This window comes from Actinomadura bangladeshensis, from assembly GCF_004348335.1.
In the GTDB taxonomy this organism is placed as follows: Bacteria; Actinomycetota; Actinomycetes; order Streptosporangiales; family Streptosporangiaceae; genus Spirillospora; species Spirillospora bangladeshensis.
Genome location: NZ_SMJW01000179.1, coordinates 1 through 16,971, shown reverse-complemented (window position 1 = coordinate 16,971; position 16,971 = coordinate 1). Strand labels below are relative to the sequence as shown.

Annotated in this window: 19 protein-coding genes; 5 read left to right on the top strand and 14 right to left on the bottom strand. The window is 67.8% G+C overall.

Annotated features, from left to right (window positions below):
* The 10 genes from E1284_RS28275 to E1284_RS28235 all read right to left on the bottom strand — a co-directional run.
* Positions 1 to 1,862 (bottom strand): LysM peptidoglycan-binding domain-containing protein (locus E1284_RS28275; protein ID WP_131943195.1); only part of this gene is annotated, 1,862 nt, incomplete at its 3' end.
* Complete coding sequence (locus E1284_RS41850; protein ID WP_165965461.1) at positions 1,859 to 2,254, bottom strand: pilus assembly protein TadG-related protein; 396 nt, start codon at positions 2,252 to 2,254, stop codon at positions 1,859 to 1,861. The genes E1284_RS28275 and E1284_RS41850, both read right to left, overlap by 4 nt.
* A gap of 56 nt (positions 2,255 to 2,310) precedes the next feature.
* Positions 2,311 to 2,763, bottom strand: coding sequence for a TadE/TadG family type IV pilus assembly protein (locus tag E1284_RS28265; protein WP_131943193.1), 453 nt, complete (start codon positions 2,761 to 2,763; stop codon positions 2,311 to 2,313).
* Positions 2,760 to 3,188: a TadE family protein gene (locus E1284_RS28260; protein ID WP_131943192.1), complete on the bottom strand. Its 429-nt coding sequence runs from the start codon at positions 3,186 to 3,188 to the stop codon at positions 2,760 to 2,762. The genes E1284_RS28265 and E1284_RS28260 overlap by 4 nt, the downstream gene beginning before the upstream one ends.
* Positions 3,152 to 3,364 carry a hypothetical protein gene (locus tag E1284_RS28255; RefSeq protein ID WP_131943191.1) on the bottom strand — a complete coding sequence of 71 codons (213 nt, stop codon included), beginning with the start codon at positions 3,362 to 3,364 and terminating at the stop codon, positions 3,152 to 3,154. The genes E1284_RS28260 and E1284_RS28255 overlap by 37 nt, the downstream gene beginning before the upstream one ends.
* A 31-nt stretch (positions 3,365 to 3,395) precedes the next feature.
* Positions 3,396 to 4,292 (bottom strand): type II secretion system F family protein, encoded by an 897-nt coding sequence (locus E1284_RS41845; RefSeq protein ID WP_165965460.1) that lies wholly within the window; start codon positions 4,290 to 4,292, stop codon positions 3,396 to 3,398.
* Positions 4,289 to 5,170, bottom strand: a complete 882-nt coding sequence (locus E1284_RS41840; protein WP_165965459.1) for a type II secretion system F family protein — start codon at positions 5,168 to 5,170, stop codon at positions 4,289 to 4,291. Before E1284_RS41840 ends, E1284_RS41845 begins: the two co-directional genes overlap by 4 nt.
* A complete protein-coding gene (locus E1284_RS28245) occupies positions 5,167 to 6,528 on the bottom strand; it encodes a TadA family conjugal transfer-associated ATPase (protein ID WP_131943189.1) in 1,362 nt (453 codons plus the stop codon). Before E1284_RS28245 ends, E1284_RS41840 begins: the two co-directional genes overlap by 4 nt.
* Positions 6,525 to 7,337 (bottom strand): CpaE/TadZ family protein, encoded by an 813-nt coding sequence (locus tag E1284_RS28240; protein ID WP_131943188.1) that lies wholly within the window; start codon positions 7,335 to 7,337, stop codon positions 6,525 to 6,527. The genes E1284_RS28245 and E1284_RS28240 overlap by 4 nt, the downstream gene beginning before the upstream one ends.
* Before the next feature lie 4 nt (positions 7,338 to 7,341).
* Positions 7,342 to 8,046: an SAF domain-containing protein gene (locus tag E1284_RS28235; protein WP_131943187.1), complete on the bottom strand. Its 705-nt coding sequence runs from the start codon at positions 8,044 to 8,046 to the stop codon at positions 7,342 to 7,344.
* A 331-nt stretch (positions 8,047 to 8,377) separates the two neighbouring features.
* Between E1284_RS28235 and E1284_RS28230 the strand changes: the two genes are divergently transcribed.
* Positions 8,378 to 8,638 (top strand): hypothetical protein, encoded by a 261-nt coding sequence (locus E1284_RS28230; protein WP_131943186.1) that lies wholly within the window; start codon positions 8,378 to 8,380, stop codon positions 8,636 to 8,638.
* A 185-nt stretch (positions 8,639 to 8,823) separates the two neighbouring features.
* Here the strand turns inward: E1284_RS28230 and E1284_RS28225 are convergent, their stop codons facing one another.
* A complete protein-coding gene (locus E1284_RS28225) occupies positions 8,824 to 9,363 on the bottom strand; it encodes a hypothetical protein (RefSeq protein ID WP_131943185.1) in 540 nt (179 codons plus the stop codon).
* A gap of 254 nt (positions 9,364 to 9,617) precedes the next feature.
* Positions 9,618 to 10,406 (bottom strand): sigma-70 RNA polymerase sigma factor region 4 domain-containing protein, encoded by a 789-nt coding sequence (locus tag E1284_RS28220; RefSeq protein WP_131943184.1) that lies wholly within the window; start codon positions 10,404 to 10,406, stop codon positions 9,618 to 9,620.
* 190 nt (positions 10,407 to 10,596) lie between these two features.
* Between E1284_RS28220 and E1284_RS28215 the strand changes: the two genes are divergently transcribed.
* Together E1284_RS28215 and E1284_RS28210 are read left to right on the top strand one after the other, a co-directional pair.
* Positions 10,597 to 10,776: a hypothetical protein gene (locus tag E1284_RS28215; protein WP_131943183.1), complete on the top strand. Its 180-nt coding sequence runs from the start codon at positions 10,597 to 10,599 to the stop codon at positions 10,774 to 10,776.
* Positions 10,777 to 11,085: 309 nt separating this feature from the next.
* Positions 11,086 to 11,655, top strand: coding sequence for a DUF6879 family protein (locus tag E1284_RS28210; protein WP_341770424.1), 570 nt, complete (start codon positions 11,086 to 11,088; stop codon positions 11,653 to 11,655).
* Between the two features lie 19 nt (positions 11,656 to 11,674).
* Here E1284_RS28210 and E1284_RS28205 read toward each other — a convergent pair whose 3' ends face one another.
* Both E1284_RS28205 and E1284_RS28200 read right to left on the bottom strand, forming a co-directional pair.
* Entirely contained in the window at positions 11,675 to 12,592 is a 918-nt protein-coding gene (locus E1284_RS28205; protein WP_131943182.1) for a phosphotransferase family protein, read from the bottom strand.
* Positions 12,593 to 12,609: 17 nt separating this feature from the next.
* On the bottom strand, positions 12,610 to 13,743 hold the full coding sequence (locus E1284_RS28200) for an NsdA family TPR-like regulatory protein (RefSeq protein WP_131943181.1): 1,134 nt from the start codon (positions 13,741 to 13,743) through the stop codon (positions 12,610 to 12,612).
* Between the two features lie 1,000 nt (positions 13,744 to 14,743).
* Between E1284_RS28200 and E1284_RS28195 the strand changes: the two genes are divergently transcribed.
* Both E1284_RS28195 and E1284_RS28190 read left to right on the top strand, forming a co-directional pair.
* Positions 14,744 to 15,145 (top strand): ATP-binding protein, encoded by a 402-nt coding sequence (locus E1284_RS28195; RefSeq protein WP_131943180.1) that lies wholly within the window; start codon positions 14,744 to 14,746, stop codon positions 15,143 to 15,145.
* Positions 15,146 to 15,965: 820 nt separating this feature from the next.
* On the top strand, positions 15,966 to 16,943 hold the full coding sequence (locus E1284_RS28190) for a MarR family transcriptional regulator (RefSeq protein WP_165965458.1): 978 nt from the start codon (positions 15,966 to 15,968) through the stop codon (positions 16,941 to 16,943).
* Positions 16,944 to 16,971: the final 28 nt, after the last annotated feature.

Below are 16,971 nucleotides of genomic sequence, written 5' to 3'. Positions count from 1 at the left end.
GTACTGGGTTGTGGGGTTGATGGGGAAGCACCTGTTGCGGTGCAGAGGGTGTGGAGCATGGCGTTGGCGTCGTCGGCGGTCAGGTGGAACAGAGCCGCTCCGGTGAGGTTGTCGGCGTGAGGGCCGTCGGCTTGGACGACGGTGACGTCGTCCGAGAGGTGCACGGTGGTTCCTGCCGGGCAGGGACCGAGGGCCAACGCGCCGATTCCGTAGCGGCGACCGAGTTGGGTGATGGCGTGAACGGTGGTTGCCGTTGTTTCGGGGATGGTGGCGACCAGCAGGAGGTTGGGGAGGGGCTCGGCCGGGTCGGTGACACGTATGGCGGCCAGGTCGGTTTCATTGGCGGCTTCCAGAAGCCGGGCGCGGCGAAGAACTTCGACCTCGAGTTGGGTGATGGCGGCCTCCGACGTCGTGGTGATGGTGAGCCCTGGGACGTCAGCGAGAGCGGTATCGGGGTAGAGGATCTCGGCGTCGGACCGGGGGATGAGGACTTCCGCGCGGTCGCGGTGAGCCTTGGCGAGGAGGTCGGTGGTGGCCGCGCGAGCGACGCTCCGTGCGTTGCTGCCAGTCAGTCCCAGGTTCAACCCGGGCAGCGGGAGGGCGACTGTTGTGCGGTCGCGGGTGCCCAGGGTGATGTGGTCGGCTGGCGCATCGGTGCGGTCTTGGATGACCAGGTCGGCGTCGGACGGTATCGAGGCGTCGTGGTCGGCGTAAGCACGATCCAAGTGGGCTTTGCGGGCCTTGGCGACCGGTTCCGGAGGGGCCAGTGGACCAGCGGGGACGTCCGCGGTGTCGGAGAGACGGCGCCTGCGGCGGCGGTGCAGGCGAGTGGCGGCGACGGCGGTGCTGAGCGCGGCGGCGAGGCCGAAGCCGATGTAGGAGCCGGACGGCAGGGTGATGGCTGACGATGGGCGATCCTCCTCCACGCTCCGCAGCGTGGGTTGAGGCGGTGCGGCGGGTGAGTTTTCCGCAGGTGGCGCGACGACCGGGCTTGGAACCCGCGACGGCCTGTCCGCCGTGGCACCGGATCCGGTGTGTGGAGCGCGCGGCATCTGGCTGCCTTCTTGAGGCTGCTGGGACTTGGAGAGACCGCCGGTATCCGCGGAGCCGGGTATACGGGCTGATGGAGGAGAATCCGTCTTCTTCCGGACTCGGGGAATCTTGACGCGCTGGCCGGGGTGGATGTTGTCGGGGTCGGTGAGTGCCGGTATTCCGTCGGGCTGGTCGACGGCGCGGCTGGCCTTGAAAATCTCGAGATAACGGTCGCCCGAACCGTAGGCCCGGCGGGCAAGGTCCCACAGGGTGTCGCCGCGATGGATGATCCGGGTCCGCCATGGCTGCTGGTCGGGCTTCGGTGTCTGGGGTGCGGCGTCGCTGAGCAGGGGTTCCCACTCCCCGCCTTGGGAGGGGGAGGCGCTGGGCTCGTGCGCTGAAGGTGTGTCTGTGCTGGCGTGAGCGGTGGCCGATGCCGGTGCGGACAGGGCTGTGGCAGTGCCGAAGACGAGGGTGGCGGTCGCTACCAGGTCCCGAGCCAGTAGTTGCAGGGGGCGGACGGGACGCGGCAGGGAAGGAGTCGTACGTCCGGCCAGGTAACAGACGGTTTCGGTGCAGGTGGCGGTGGCGAACAGCGTCCAAGCCGTCCAACCGAGCAGCCGGACCGCGGACAGGAAAAGTCGGTTGTCGGTGTCGGGGCGCAGCAGTGTGGCGGTGATCTGCTCCCACGTAGGAACGTGCGCGGGGATGGGAGGGCCGGCCACGGCGTAAAGCCCGGTCGGGACTCCTACCAGCAGGACGGCGAAGACCGCTAGGGCGCCGAGTCCGCGCAGGATCTCGATCGCGCGGGTGCGTCGGGCGTAGGTCATGGCTGGGTGGGTCCTCGCACTCCGGTGGTCAGATTCGCGGTCGCGGTGCCGTCGGCGCGCAGGTGGCTGATGCCGATGACGGGCAGGAACAGCGCGGGCCGGGTGATGGTGACGTGGACGCGGATGGCGCGTGCTCCGGATGCGGTCACTGTGCCGGTGTAGCCGCTCGCCCGCAGGTGGTCGCGCGCGGCGGCGATCGCGGCATGGCGGTCGACGGTGAACTCACCGTCGGAGTAGGCGCGGTTGAGATCGACACGTCCGGCGCCGGCGCGGGCGGCCTCTTGAGCGACGGTGTTGGCGTCCTGACGGGCTTCGAGTTTCTGCTCGAAATCGACGACGGCGCCGAAGAACACCACCACGACGAGGGTGAGGATGACGGCGAAGATGCTCACACTGCCGGCATCGCCGAGTCGCTGTCGGTGCCACCTAATCCATGGGGCCAAAGCGGTCACCGAGTCTTTCCCCGGTAGGGATCGACAGGGGACCGGTGAGTCTTGGTCACGGTGCGTGAGCCGGGCATGCGCGGCAGCGCTACGTCGGCGAGCCGAATGACGCAGGTGACCCGCGCCGATACCGTCCCGGCCTGGCCCACCGGGCGGCGGAAGCCGGATAGATCGAGCTGGACGGTCGGACGGCAATGCAGTCCCCGGCCGCTGAGCGTCGCCATGGCGCTGGCTGTTGCGTCCGCGCGGGCTCGGGTGGCGGTGCGTGCGATGGAGGCGTGGCGGGCCGCGTCGGCGGCGGCCTGGGCGACGACGGCGCTGCCGTGCTGCACGCGCATCACCAGCAGCAGCCCGGCCAGGAACGTGATGAACAACGGGGCGAGGATCGCCACCTCTACGGCTGCGTTCCCCGCGTCCTCGGTGCGCAGCGGCGTCCTGCGCGAAAAGCGGTTCGTCATGGCTGCTCGGTGGTGAAGCGTTCCCTTGCGCCGCGTGCTGTGCGGCTGATGGCGATGTCGATGCCTGGCAGGAAGGAAGGGGCGCTTCCGGACACTTGGACGGTGATGGTCGTGTCTCCGGACACGGTCACGTCCGGTGAACGCAGGACGGGTTCGGCGCGGGCGAAGGAGATGGCGGCGGAGCGGCCGTCGGCGGCGGTGCCATGCCGGGCGCGGGCCGCGCGTAGTCCTTCTTCGGCGGATGCCAGCGCCACGTCACGGGCGACCGAGACCATGACCGCCTGCAGCAGCCCCAGGAACAGCACACCGACGGCGGGGAAGACGATCGCGGCCGTGACGGTCGCCGACCCTGTGTCCCCTCCAAGCTCCTTGATCGGGTTGCGCCGGGTCATGGGCCGCTGGAGCCGGGGATCTTGCTGATCCAACCGTTCACCTTTCCGGCGACGGCAAGGTAGACGGTGAAGGCCAGGCCGGCGAATCCGGCCACGATGATGATGGTCTCCACCACGCCCGATCCCCGGTCGCGCCGGACGTCAAGGTCTGCGCAGCGGTTGAGAAAGGCGATCGTCATGCGTGTTGCAGCGGTATAGAGCGTGTTCATGGTCCCCCGAGTCGGTGATGCGATGTCGGCGTTAGCCGGATGCCAGGAGCTTGGAGAAGAACGGGAAGCCGATCAGGATCACGAAGCCGAGCATCAGCAGAGAGGTCGGCACCCACATGGCGGTAGTGCGGCCATTGGCTTCGGCGCGTGCGGCAGCGGACGCCTCGTGCCGCATCGAGGTGATCTTGGCGATCAGCACGTCGTGAATTTTGGCGCCCTCGCCACCGGCGATCTCCGCGGTGTGGGCAAGGTCGGTCAGATCCCGGACATCGATGTCGGCGCCGAGCTGGGCGAGTGCGCGCCACGGCTGTTGCTGGCCGTGCCGGGCGCGGGTCAGCATCTGGTCGATGCGCTGAAACGGCCACCCGTCGGCGATCTTCGCGGGGTTCTCCAGGGCGGCGTTGAGCGCGGCGCCGGCTTGGCGTTCCAGGACGACCAGTTGCAGGTAGGAGGTGAAGGCGTAGCGGAAGTCCCGGCGCCGCTGTCGGGCCAGGGAACGCACGTTCCAGTCCGGGACCAGCGACAGCACCGCCGCCAGGACAAGGCCCATCACGAGCGGAAAGGCCCACGGCAAGCCGCCGCCCGCCGCGTTGACGAGGCCGGTCAGCACGGATGGGGTTGCGAGGCCGGTGAGGAACAAGGCCAGCTTGTCGACCATGAAGCGTTCGCCTGAACGGTCCAGCAGCGCCAGGTCGGCACGAGGCACAGCGAGCATCCCAGCTGGACGCGCGACGCGTTCGACCAGCCACCGCCCGACCCGGTCAGTGGCCGTCGAGCCGCCAGCGTGCACCGAGGCGGGCTGAAACGGCACGGGTTGGACGCGGGCCAGAGCGGCATCCAGACGTGGCGGCGCGGGCCGGAACTCACGGACGAGCACGATGACTCCGGCGGCGGCCAGGCATCCGGCGAACACGGCAAGGACGGTCACCGGCTCACCTCTTGTTTGGGTGCGGGGCAGGTGATGTGCAGGAAACGGGTGCCGGTGGACAGCACGGCCAGGCGCCGCATCCACCACAGCCCTGCCGCGTAGATCCCGGCGACAACGGCCAGCACACTCTGACCGAGAGCGGTGTCGTAGGGGCCTGCAAGTGTGTCCGACGATGCGAAGAGCACACTGAGCACGCCGACGGACGACACGATCACGATCAGCGTGGTGCGCAACCCCGCCCGCTCGGCCTCTACGTCCCGACGGACGATCACCTCGTGCTCGACCGCGTCGGCCAGCAGGCTCAACGCCTCGCGGGTGCCGGGCCCACGGCGCCGCGCGGACAGGAGAAGCGAGCAGGCGATCAGGTCGCCGATCGGGTCGTCCAACTCGTCGGCGAACGCCCGCAGTGCGTGCTCGGTACTGGCGTGGCTGTTCAGCCGCCCGGACAAGATTTCGACCGGTCCGAGGATCGGCGCGGGCGCGATACGGGCGCTGTCGGCCAGGGCCTGTTCCAGGCCGCGGCTGGCACCGATCATCTCGGCGAGCCGCCGCGACCACTGAGCCAGCGCCTCCAGCCGTGCGATCCGCCGCTGTGGTGCTCGTCCGGACAGCATCGGCGGCAGCGCGTACACGCCGGCTCCGGCTGCCAGCGCCGCGACCGGCCATTCCGACAGGAGCAGGACCGCCAGGCCGGACACGGCACCGGCGAGCAGCTGATTACGGCGACCGGGCCATGCCGGAGACCGCAAAATGGTCTGAATCCGGGACGGCGGACGCCCCTCCGATGTCCCAGGAACGACACCGGCAACACCGACGGCGATGAGCAGCACGGCCCCGGCGGTGCACACGCCGGCGAAGGCGGCCAGCCAGCCCATCACGGCCAGCCCCCATCGAGGACCGCGGGATCGAAGCCGTGCTCGATGAGCTCCTCCAGCAGGGCTGGGCTGATGTGTCCGCCGCCCGGTGCGGCGCGTCCGTCAGGACCTGGACCGAAGATGAAGTTGCGGGTCGGCTCCGCTGAGTCCGCAGGCGGGCCGACCTCCATCACCTGCGACACGTACCGGGCGTTGGTGGCCTGGTCGCGCCGCAGATACACGACGAGCGGCTCGGCCAGCCCGAACATCATGTGCACGTCGTCGGCTCCGAGGCCGAGGTCGGCGCGGCGGCCGAGTTGTACGACGCGGCTGAAGACGTGCTCGGGACGATGGACGTGCAGCGTGCACATCGAGCCGCGCGCCCCGGAGTACATCACCTCCAGCATCGGTGCGAGTTCGCCGTGACGGGCCTCACCGACGATGACACGGTCGGGGTTGAGACGCAGGCACGCCGGAACCAGGTCCTGCAGCCGGACCTCGCCGGCGCCTTCGGAGTTGGCCTGACGTGCTTCGAGCGCGACCACGTCCGGGTGGCGGTGTGCCAGGCGGGGATCGTCCAGGAACAACTCGTAGTCGCTTTCCAGGGTGATGATCCGCTCTTCGGGCGAGATCTCTCCGGCCAGGGCGCGCACGAGCGTGGTCTTGCCGGTGTTGACCTCCCCGCACACGATGATGTTGCGGTGCGCGGAGACCGCCGCTCGCAGGAATGCCTCCAGCGGCGCGGTGAGGGTGCCCAGTTCGGTGAGCTGCCGCAGGCCGATGTCGACGAGTCGATGGACCCGGATCGCCAGATGCGGATGCCGCGATACCCAGCCCACCACCGCAAGCCGGACTCCGTCGGCCAGCGCGACGTCCAGCAAGGGAGACGCGTGGGAGAACTCCCGGCCGCTGTTACCGCGCCGCGCCAGCAACTGGACCCACTCGATCAGATCGTCGTCGGTCTCGGCGACCGGCGGACCCGGCTCCTTGGTGCCGTTGGTGTAGCTGATCCACGTCTGGCGACAGCCGTTGACAACGATGTTCTCCACGTCGGAGCGTTCCAGGAAAGGGTGAAGAGCTCCTAGCCCGAACCGGCGGTCGAACACCAACTGCGCCACCCGTTGCTGCTCCAACGCCGAGCTCAGGCGGCCGGCCGCCATCTGGTCGTGCGCCCATGCCTGCACCTGCGCTTGGATCAGCTGCCGCGCCCGCACACGGTCCACTCCGTCGGCCAACGCGTCGACCAGCTGTGCAGATATCTCACGCACTGCCGCCCAGATGTTCGTCTCACTGGCAGATGTGAGAGTGTTCGATGCCGCCTGTGGGCGGGGAGCAGAGCCGAAGAACCCCGGCGTTGTGTTGGCCCATCCGGATACGGTCATCGGCGAACGCCCGAAGCCGCCAGTGGCGGCGCTGACCGCCTTGCTCCATCAAGGGAGGTGGCCGTGGTTCCCGGCCCGGCGACGGTCGCCCGGAGGCGGTGCCCGAGCACGCTCAGCGACCGAACCAGCAGTGAGGTCCTGAAGGTCAGCCGGGGACGCGCACCGTCCGACAGGACACGGGCGTCCGTCGGCGAACACGGCAACTCGGCAAGAACCGGGAATCCCAGCACCCGCTCGACGTCTGCAGCGCCGTAAGCCCCATCGGCGATCAAGCACAGTCTGATGGCCGCCTGCTCGCCCACCAACTCAATGAGCGCATCCAACCGAGCCGCGGCGGCATCGACTTGCGTCACAGTGGGCTTGAGGACCATCACCACCGCATCGGCTGCCTTCAGCAACTCGGTCGGAGTATCGCTGCCGCCGACCCGGCCCAGGTCGACGATCACGTCACCGTCCCTGGCCAGCAGCGCTTCAGTCAGCCGCGGCCAGACCGGCCCCAGCCGCACCCCATGACGGGGATCGCGGACACCATGCAGCAACCCCGCATGCCCGTCGTCTGGGATCGGCACCACGTACTCCTCCAGCGCGACCGGGCCCTGAGGATCGGCCTCGGCGGCCATCGCGAGCCCGAGCAGCCCCGGTCCGGCAGACGCACGCATCCGGTCGGCCATGAACCCTGGCAGCACCCGGCGCCCCATCGGGTCGCACTCGGCCAGCAGAACTCGGCCCGGCCACGCCAACGCCAGCCCGAGCGCGGTCGTCGACACCCCCGGGGACCCGCCCGGGGAGATCAGGCAGTGCAGCGCCATCGCCTCAGCCCCGCCTTTCGGTCACCACGAGCACGACCAGCCCGGCCGCCGCCTGCCGCGCCACTCGGCTGCTGTCGGCATCGGCCACCAGCAGCGCCACCGTCATCGCCCCCTCTGCGTCTGGGCCCTCCACCTGATCGACCACGCCTGAGACGTCCCTAGCCACGACGGCCTGTTGTTGACCCGTCCTCGGACCGCCACCGGCGCCTTGCTCCTGACCGCTGGGCGTGAACACCACGCGGACGCGCCAGCCTGGAGCCAGCCCCGGCGGCATCGCGCTGGCCTTCAGCGGAACCGGCACCAGCGTCTGCCCAGGGGGCGGACTCTGCTGCGTCGCGAGCTGCGACGCCGCCAGCAGCGTCCCCTTCCGCAGGCCCACGGCGGCACGCCGCCCGACCACCTCACCCAGCTGACGTTCAGGAATTACCGGCACTGTGGAGCCGGTAGCGACGCGAACGACGCCCAAGTCCGCCTGAACGATCTTGTGCCCTACCGCAACATCACGCGCGAGCCGAACCACTACGACCCGCTGACCCGATGACTGGAACAGGTACACGTTCGCCAAGACCGCGAACGCCAGCAGCATCACGCCGGCCATCACCCATCGGGGCCGACGCTGCCGCGCCAGCCTTTTGGCCGACGCGGGGTTCGGGCCGCCGGTCAGCTTCGGAACCGTCGGCTTGCGCAGCGTGCCACTACCGGTCTTCATGCCACTCCCTCATCCGTAGAGACCCTGCGCCTCGGCCACCCGCAGCCGGAAAATCGTCGACCGCGTCAGCGGCGGCAACGCTCCACCCGACCCGTCCGAACCCCGCCAGGTGCCTCCCCACAGCACGCTCACTCGCACCCGGTAGGCCCCACCCGGCTGATGCGCCGATGACCGCTGAAACGTGTACGAGCAATTGGTGCGCTGCATAGATGCCGGACGAGATTTGTCATATGCGGTTCCAGGACCCGTGCACCGAACGGGGCGTCCATTGCCTGGGTCGATCGTCATGCTCTGCGGCCTCGCCGAGACCTCAACCCACACATTGCGTGCGGTGGCCCGGCTGGTGATCGTGCGCCAGTTCGTAACCCAGAACCACTCCGGCAAGCCCACCAAGCCAGCCGATCGCCGCGGTGGCGCGGTGCGCACCCTGGGTGCAGGAATCGGCATCTGCGCCCAGTTCGTCATTGCCAGTTGTGCGGGTGAAACCTTGGGTGGCTTACTGCCCTCAGGTTCGGGTGCGCAAACGACCTGCACGTATTCGCTGAGCTCCTGGCAATCCCGTGGCCCAGCCGCGTCAGATTCGCTGGACTGATGCTTAGTCGAGTGTGATTTCGGTCGGCGGCTCGGCCAGCTTCTTTCGGGGGAATTAGCGCCGTACTTGTACCCGTGGATGTTGGCCACCGGCGGCAGTGGATCCGCTGGGGGCGACAATGGGCTCACCATATTTGCTGAAAGCGAGCCTGCGATGATGATGGATACCGCAGTGGCGTACATTTCTCAGCAGCCTTCGCCGAGCGAGATTATCTTGACGACGCGCCATTGCCCATCGCTGCCTTTGGATAGGTGCGCCTTGACTCCTTCCTCCTTGAGGCCCCGATTCACCTTCTTGTGTGTGCGGGAATTCTGAAGACCGGCATTGCTGGCGTCCAAGCAGTCATGCAGGATTGCTTTGTTTCCGTCGACGTGGACGCTCTGCACGTGTGGAATTGAGTTTCCGTAGGAAGTGAGGTTCTCTGCCTTCAACTCCTCAACGCGATTGAGTACCCGTGACAGCTGGGGGTCGGACATGAATCTCGACAACTCTTGCTTCCGGGTGCCTTCAGGGAGGGAGTCGGCGGTATCCAGTTGCGCAACAACGTTTGTATAAGCAGTTGTTGCGGCGTCATCGTCAGCGGGCGGGGACGTTGGGGGCATGGTCTGAGCGGAAGGCAGCGTGGCCGTGCGGCCCTCGGCATCACAGCCTGTCAGCAGGAGCGCAATGCCAATGGTGCCGGGAAGGCAGAGCTGAGCGGCCACCCGCCGGCGGATTGCGATCAAGTATCTGCCTCCATGCGTTTGATCGTTCTCGGTGCTGCTGCGGCAGAGCGGCCGCAGCAGCACCGAGAATGCAATGACGAGCGATGGTAGATGTGCACGGTGGGGTTCGCATCCGTGTCTAGCCGTGAAGAGGGTAAATCTCCGGATGCCTGTGGCCAAAGGTGAATGCATTCGTACCGCAATGCGGCGGTATGCTCACATTGTGAGCCTTGGGATGCCACGCCCGGATGCCGGAATTGGAGGCGTCCTGCTCATCACATCCCGGGCGGAACAGCGGAGTCGGCGGAAATCCGGCCGTCCTGAACGGCTGCGACCAGCAGGGTCTCGGCCGCGTGCCGCTGCTTGTACAGGCTTTTGGCTGGCACTCCCTGAACCTGGGCGTACTCCTGGACGGAGGTGCCGTCCAGCCGCGTGGCGATGATCAGTTCGGCGGTGGCAGGGCTGATGACCCCTTGGCGTGCGGCGTCCAGGAGCAACAGCACCGGGTCCGAGTTGGCCGCAGCCGCACGGTCGGGCAGTTCACGCGGGTCACACGGGACGTGGCGGGTCTCCCTGCCTCGGGCGCGCAGGGCGCCCTTGCGAGCCCAGAACATCAGGCGCGCGGCGATGTGCGGACGCGAGGTGTCGATACGCGCCACTTGAGCGACGAACTCGGTCAGCAGCTCCGAGACGATGTCGTCAGCGAGATGGCTCGGGCTGGAACGGATGATGCGCGCTGCGATGCTCTTGAGACCGGGCATGGCCATTCCGACGCAGCCGACCACCCATGAGGGCTCTCCGGTCCGTGCCCGGCGGATGAGTTCGCACCACACCTGGTCCTTCAGATCGCTGGATGCGGAGCGCTCCAGCAGCAGGTCGCGCAGTGTGTTCAGGTCGATCGGCTGCTGGGGCAGGCCCTGCCCGATCACTCGGCCGTCCACCGTGAGCGGGCCCGGGCCGCTCGTCAGTAGCCGGAAGGAGTCCTCGGCAACGGTCAGCGCGTTGCGCGACCGGAACGCAACCGTGCTGGCCGGACGCTGGTCATTGGCGCGGCGGTGGCTCATGTCGTCATCCCCCGAAAGGTCGTGATGGATCGATGACCCCAGGTGTCCACCACGGCATGTGCAGATCATGAACACTTCATAGGCAGGACGCCCTGCACACGAAGTGTTCATGATGTGTTAGAAACGGGCCTGACCTGCGATGACACCCTCACCGCGATGTTCTTTCGTATGAACAGGTAAAGTCGGCCGAGTGTTCAAAACAGCCGCTGCCTGGCTGTTCATCCGCCGCCAGATTCCTTCGGTAAAGATCTCGGGAGGGGCTGGCAGCCCCCTCGGTCACTCGCTCGCCCGGATCCTTCTCATGCCGGTATGGGAACCTCTTGAGGATTTCCATCTGGTCGCGATCTGCTCCGCGCCGCTGCCACGATGAGCCGGCACGAGCTGGCTCAGCCGACCGCGCTCCACGGGACCTAACGTTCCGCAGCGCTGACTGTGTGCGCTTCATGAAGACACGGCAACGCATGTCACTGAAGTGCTCACGGAGTGCTCATAATCGCTGTGACCTGCGGTGTTGTCGTCGAACGGATGGTGTGCTACGGCCGAGGTCGCACTCGACGAGGACCTGGCTGCCGCCGGATCGCCCGGCGCCGAGCGGTTGACGGGGCATGAAGACTTGCGGGACAACCATGGTGAGAGACAGGAACCGACAGGTTGGCGAGCGGCGGCTTGAGGACGGCTGATGGCGAGCAGCGGGGACAAGGGACGCGGCGAGGCGACCGAGGTGAGTGACGACCCCAACGGCGGGCGTGGGGACTCGTTCGCCTCCCTGTTGGCTGGGTGCCGGTTCTCGGCTGTGCATTTGGAGCAGAGGGACGTCTACACTCCGACCGACCCGGACTACTTGAGGTGGCTGGGCGGTGACCATTTCGACCCGGTCGAGCGGTGGCAAGGATGGATCGACCTCCTCGCACCCGTGGTGACCCGTGGGGTGTCGATCCGCCGGTTGCGTATCGTGTCCGAGCCGGTCACCGATTACATCCGCTACGAGTACGGCGTGACGCCGATGAACGTCGCGGCGGGTGAGTCGGTGCGCTGGCTGCCGCGTCGGCGGGCATCGGATCTGGCGCTGCCGGGTAACGACTACTGGGTGTTCGACGACCGGGTCGTGCAGTTCAACCACTTCGCCGGGGACGGATCGTCGCTGGGCCCTGAGAATCGCACCGAGCCGTCCGTGGTGTCGCTGTGCTTGTCGGCATTCGAAGCAGGATGGAAGCGGTCGATCCCACACGCGGACTTCGAGCCGACCTGATAGTCGGGACCATCGAGGTTCAGCCCTGCTCGGCAGATGTCGGTCTCGGAGGGCTGTTCCACTTGGCGGCCGTGTCGTCATTTCGCAAGGTGGCGAGCCGGTGAGCGACTTCTCGCCGAGCCCAATCGGTACTCGGAGCTTTGCGAATGTAGGGACTCAGTCCGCTGAGTTCACGGACGTGCACGAGCACGTCGAAGCCCGGACAGGTACGAACGTTCCGTCCGTAGGCGGCTGTGAAGGCATCAAGATCTTGCTCAGTATGGCGGTTGAACCGGCGACGCATGTAGTGCGGCTGGATCAAGTCCCATTCCCGAGGGCCATGGGCGACGTGGTCCCAGTCGCCGAGCACGACCTCCCCATCGCGGACCCGGATGAGGTTATTGGTGTGGGCATCTCCGTGGATCAGCCCAGAGGGGAGCGTGCCGGCCAGTTGCGTCCAGGCGGTGCGGATCTCATTGATTCGGGTGAGCAGCCATGACCGGTCTCGGTTGCTCATGGCATTGGGGTGGCGTTGGGCTGCCTCGGCGACACTGCCCAACGGGTCGGTCATCGGTTGCAGCTTGAACGGCGGGACCGGCTGGTCGTGGAGCGCCCGGAGTATTCGGCCGAGGTCTGCGCCGGTTCCCGGTGGCCCGGCACAGACCTCGAGCAGCCGCCAGATCGACAACACGTGTGCGTCGATGCGGAAGGGATCGGCATCGGCAGGCTCGGTGCAGGGGAACCTGCGGCTGGCCAGCCATCGCGTTATTGCGACGGACTGAGTGACCCTGTCGAACGCCTTGGGGTTACCGGCGATGCGAACGACGAGTCGTGCTGCCGGCAGCGCGATGACGGTGTTGCTGTGCTGCCCCACCAGCCGAGCATCGCCCGTCGGAATTGCGCACCGCTCGCTGACCGTGTCAAGCAGGAGCCGGATCTCGTCGGGAAGGGCTGCCATGAACGGTTACCTGCGGCTCACCGGGCGCAACGCGCCAACACCGGACGCGCGGCCTCGTATAGCTCGGTGACGGCTGGTTGGTCCTGGTGAGGTCGGAGGGCATCGAGCACTTCGGTGACCCGTAGACAGACACGGCGTGAGGAGATCTCAGCGGCGAGTGCGAGGAGCTCATGGCCGTAGGCACAGGCCTGCTCGATGTTCAGGTTCTGCGCGTGTGCGATCGAAAGGACGCCGAGGGTGAAGGCGCGGGGCCGTGGTTCGGTTCGGGTGGCCAGGCTCTGCTCGGCGGAGCGGATGGCGTGCCGTCCCATGCCGAGGTTGACATAGCAGCGGGCCTCCTCATGGCGCAGATGCCCGACTCCGTAGGCGTTGATCCAACTGGGTTCGGTCGTCGTTCCGGTTCGCTCGTAGGCGTCCCACACATCGCCGAGGATGCGCTGGGTGCGTGCACGGTTACCGGTCAGCGACCATGCGAGCGCGGCCTTGGTCGTCAGGAAGGCCCGCCCGAGCGGAGGGACCGCGCGCGCTATGCCGACGGCGCCTTCGGTGTAAGCCAACGCCTGGTCCACGTATCCCGCTTTCTGGGCGGGACGTCGGGCGAGTGTGGCTTGGTGCATTTCATGCTCCCCGCGCCGTGACAACACCCACGCCGTCAGGGAGGGGTCGCCCGACTCGTTGGCCATACTCGCGGCCCGGCCCAGCAGGGTGAGAGAGGTATCCGGCCGGTCGGTGTCCAGATTCATCGCCGAGACACGCAGAGTGAACTCGGTGGAGACCGCGAAGAGCCGCCGGCGGAGGGGATCGGATGCGTGTCCACGGAGCCGCGGCTCGATGACGTCGGTGAGGTACTCGGTGGCCTGCCGGCGGATGCGGGTGCCGCCGAACTGCCGATCGGAGGCCATCAGCGCCGCGAGCATGCCGCGGATCGCCTCGACGTCTCCCTCATTGGGATTGGGTGCGGGCGGCGGTTGAGGCCCGTCCTCGAACAGCTCGTCGTCACTCATGCCGAAGGCCCGGGTGTACAGGATGCGGTAGCGCTCGGTGACCCGGACGACCTCGCCCTTCTCCCACCGCTCGATGTAGCGGCGCAGGCTCCGAACGCTCGGCATCTTGTGGGGATAGTCGGCTGCGTCGCGCAGCTCCTGGGCCATGCGGGGGATGTCCCATCCCCTCGTCCGCCGTTCGCGGCGCAGCCGAGCCCGGACCTGTGGGGTCGTCTCATAGGGCATGAGCGTGCACCTCCCTGTCTGTCGGTTGCCGGGCGAACGCTGAAGATGTCGCAAGCTGTCGAACATTGTCGTCTAGAGCTGTGGCGCCCGCCCCAGATTCACTAACAGTGACCAGATCGCCACGCCCTATAGAGAGCCGGTCATCGTGCACCGATTCCCAGAGGATCAGACGCAGCAAGCCGTCGAGCGCCTGCCCGCCGACCTCCTGTGCCAGACGATCGCCCAACCAGGGCCCGGGTCGCGCACTGCTCTGGGCGTCGTGTCGGCGTCGGCGTTGAACAGATGATGGTGCGGCTGGTGACCCTCCTGACAGCAAGCATGATCAAGGTTGCCCATCCGGTCCTTGGCCAGGTCCTTCCGAGTTCTAGTTGCGGCGAGGACGGCAACAGGGAGAAGGCGCTGCCACGGTGTTGTTGACCAGATGAATGAACAAGACGGCTCTCCCTCGACTCCGGAAGACACATCTTTTGATCTGCCGATTGTGCCCGCCATCCAGGCTTCTCCAGAACGGATAAGGCGGGCGTGGCTGCTGGCCTTGCAAGAGCGATTCCCATACCTGTGCGCTTGGTACGGGCAGTCCACGCGGCATTGGTGGGCGCTGCTCGGCGGCCAGCTCGTTGAGCAGGAGACCGCAGATGCCCTTGCAAGGCAGGTTGCTCGATGGAGAGCTGGCGACCCGCTCTGAACCGTCGGTGCGGATCCCTGTTTTTGCCAGACCTATACACAGCTTGCTTGACGCCATGAACAGAGGCAAGCGCTGATTGTATTCCATCCGCCCGCTTTAACGGCCGTATAAACGGCAGGGGCGGCCAAACGACAAGGGGAATGGAAAGTGGAAAAGAAAAGCTGGGGCATGTGCTCTCCGGGTGACTGGCTGCGGGGTTCGGGGCCGATGCAGTGGCGTCGGGTCTACCCGGGCCGAGTGGATCAGGTGCGTGCCGCTCGGGTGTTCGCCGCGACGCTGTTCGAGGGGACCGGCCGTGAAGAGGACGTGGCGCTGGTGGTGGCCGAGCTGTCCACGAACGCGGTCCGGCACTCGCGGTCGGGCAACGACCGGGGCTGGTTCGGCCTGGAGGTCACGCTGTCGGAGATCGCCTACATCGCGGTGACCGATCTGGGCGGGGGCTGCGTGCCAACGATCCGGTCGGAGACGCCGGGGTGCGAGCCGCGGGTGGGCGGCTACGGCCTGCTCACGGTGTCCAAGCTGGCCCTGACGATGGGAGTGCACGGCAGTCCCGGCGACGGATTCACCGTGTGGGCCGACATGGACCTGCGCCGCCCCGCCCAGAACGGCCCGGGGCAGCAGGTGACGCTGGCGTCGTAGGGAGGGCCCAGCCTGCTGATACCAGGCTGGCCCCTCAAGGGACAGCGTAGAAGAACGCTGCTCGCGTCGGGAGGCCCCGTCCGCAGGCCCGCATCAGCCGGTCTACGGACGGGGCCCAGGCGTCTGTGCCGGTTTTGTGCGCCGGCGCTCGCTGCGTGGACGGTGCGGCGTGCTGTCGTCTCTCCGGTCTTGTTTTCAGGGTTCTTATCGGTCTTCTTTTCGGGGTTCTGTCTATGAACAGAAGGTGTTGCTTACGGCGTCTGGGCAGGTCGCAGCGGGTGGTGCATATTCTGTTGGTGGCCCCGACTCGTCACCAGAACGACCCCTGGTAATAGCTTGCGATGTTGGTCTGGTTTTTCTCTGTCCTCTACCTATTTCCTCTGGTCGGTTTGCCGTCCCTCCCTCTCTCTCATCGATACACCGGCTGTATGCCGGCCCGCTGGCGGCGGGTCGGCGCTGGGCCCTTCGGCGCCCGAGGCGCGAGGTCGCCGTCGCCCGACGAGTCGAAAAGGCGAGAGGGGTGCGAAACGCCTCCATGAGGTGCCGTCGGGCCGCGCCGCCGCGCGTTTTGACACACGGGACTCCGAAAAGGCGCGCGCGTGATGAGGTGTCCGGGTGTGAATTGGTGCAAATCTGCTTTACCGTCGGGTGGGTTTAGCGGGCGTGGGTGTGAATGGTTAGGTTGTTCAGCCGTTGAGGTGACTAAAAATGTGGCCGAAGGTGCTTGCCTAGTGGCGCGGCATCGAGAAATGGTCGAGCTCCCGATGAACGGGAACGGCGCCGGAATTTCGGTCGCCGGTCACATCGAATGGGAGTCGAAATGGCCGCGAAGAACATCACCGGAAATGGTGCCGCCGGGAACGGCGTCACGGACAACGAGAACGCCGGGAACGGCGCCGCCGCTATCACGGGCGGGGCGCGCCCGACCGGCGCGGCTGGGGACGTGTGGGACGCGCTGACGCGCAACCCGGGTGCGACCGTGACCGCGCTGGCGGAGGCGTCGGGTGTCAGCCGCGCCACCGTCACGCGGACGCTGACCACCCTGGAGGGTGACGGGCGCGCCGCCCGGACGCGCGGCGGTCGGGACGGTGGTAAGCGCCTGCCCGACACCTGGCACCCGGCCACCGCCACCGGCGACACCCCGGACGCGTCCGCCCCGGACGTGCCGACCGATGACGCGGACGCCACCACCGACAGCCCGGTCAGCACCGACGCGCCGACCGCTGACGACACCGCCACCGGGCAGGACGCGCCGACCGAGGCGCCCGCCACCGGTGAGGACGCGCCGACCGGCACGGACACCGCCACCGCCGGGGACGCGCCCGCCACCGAACCCACGGACGCCGAGGACGCCGGGGACGCCGAGGCGGGGATGGACGCGGCGGCCGTGGCCGAGGCGCGGGACGCGCTGACCGCCCTGCAGGACGCCATCGGGGCGGCGCTGACCGCGCTGGACGCCGGGGACGGTGCGGCGGCGCTGACGGCGGCCGAGGGCGCCTACAGCGGGTCGGGGTTGGTGCGGCGGCTGGTGCGCGCCGCCGCCAACGGGCGCCCGCGCACCGCGTCGGGCGCGCCGCGTTCGGCGCCGGGTGAGATGCGGGCGAAGGTCGCCGCGCACCTGACCGGCCACCGGGGCGCGGCGTTCACCCCGCACGAGATCGCCAAGGTGATCGGGCACTCGGCGGGGGCGGTGTCCAACGCCTTGGACCGCCTGACCGAGGCCGGTGAGGCCGAGCTGGTGTGCGAACGCCCCCGCCGGTTCACCGCCGCCACCGCCACCCGCCGCGCCGCGCGCTGACCGCCCCGCACCGACCGCCACCCGGGGG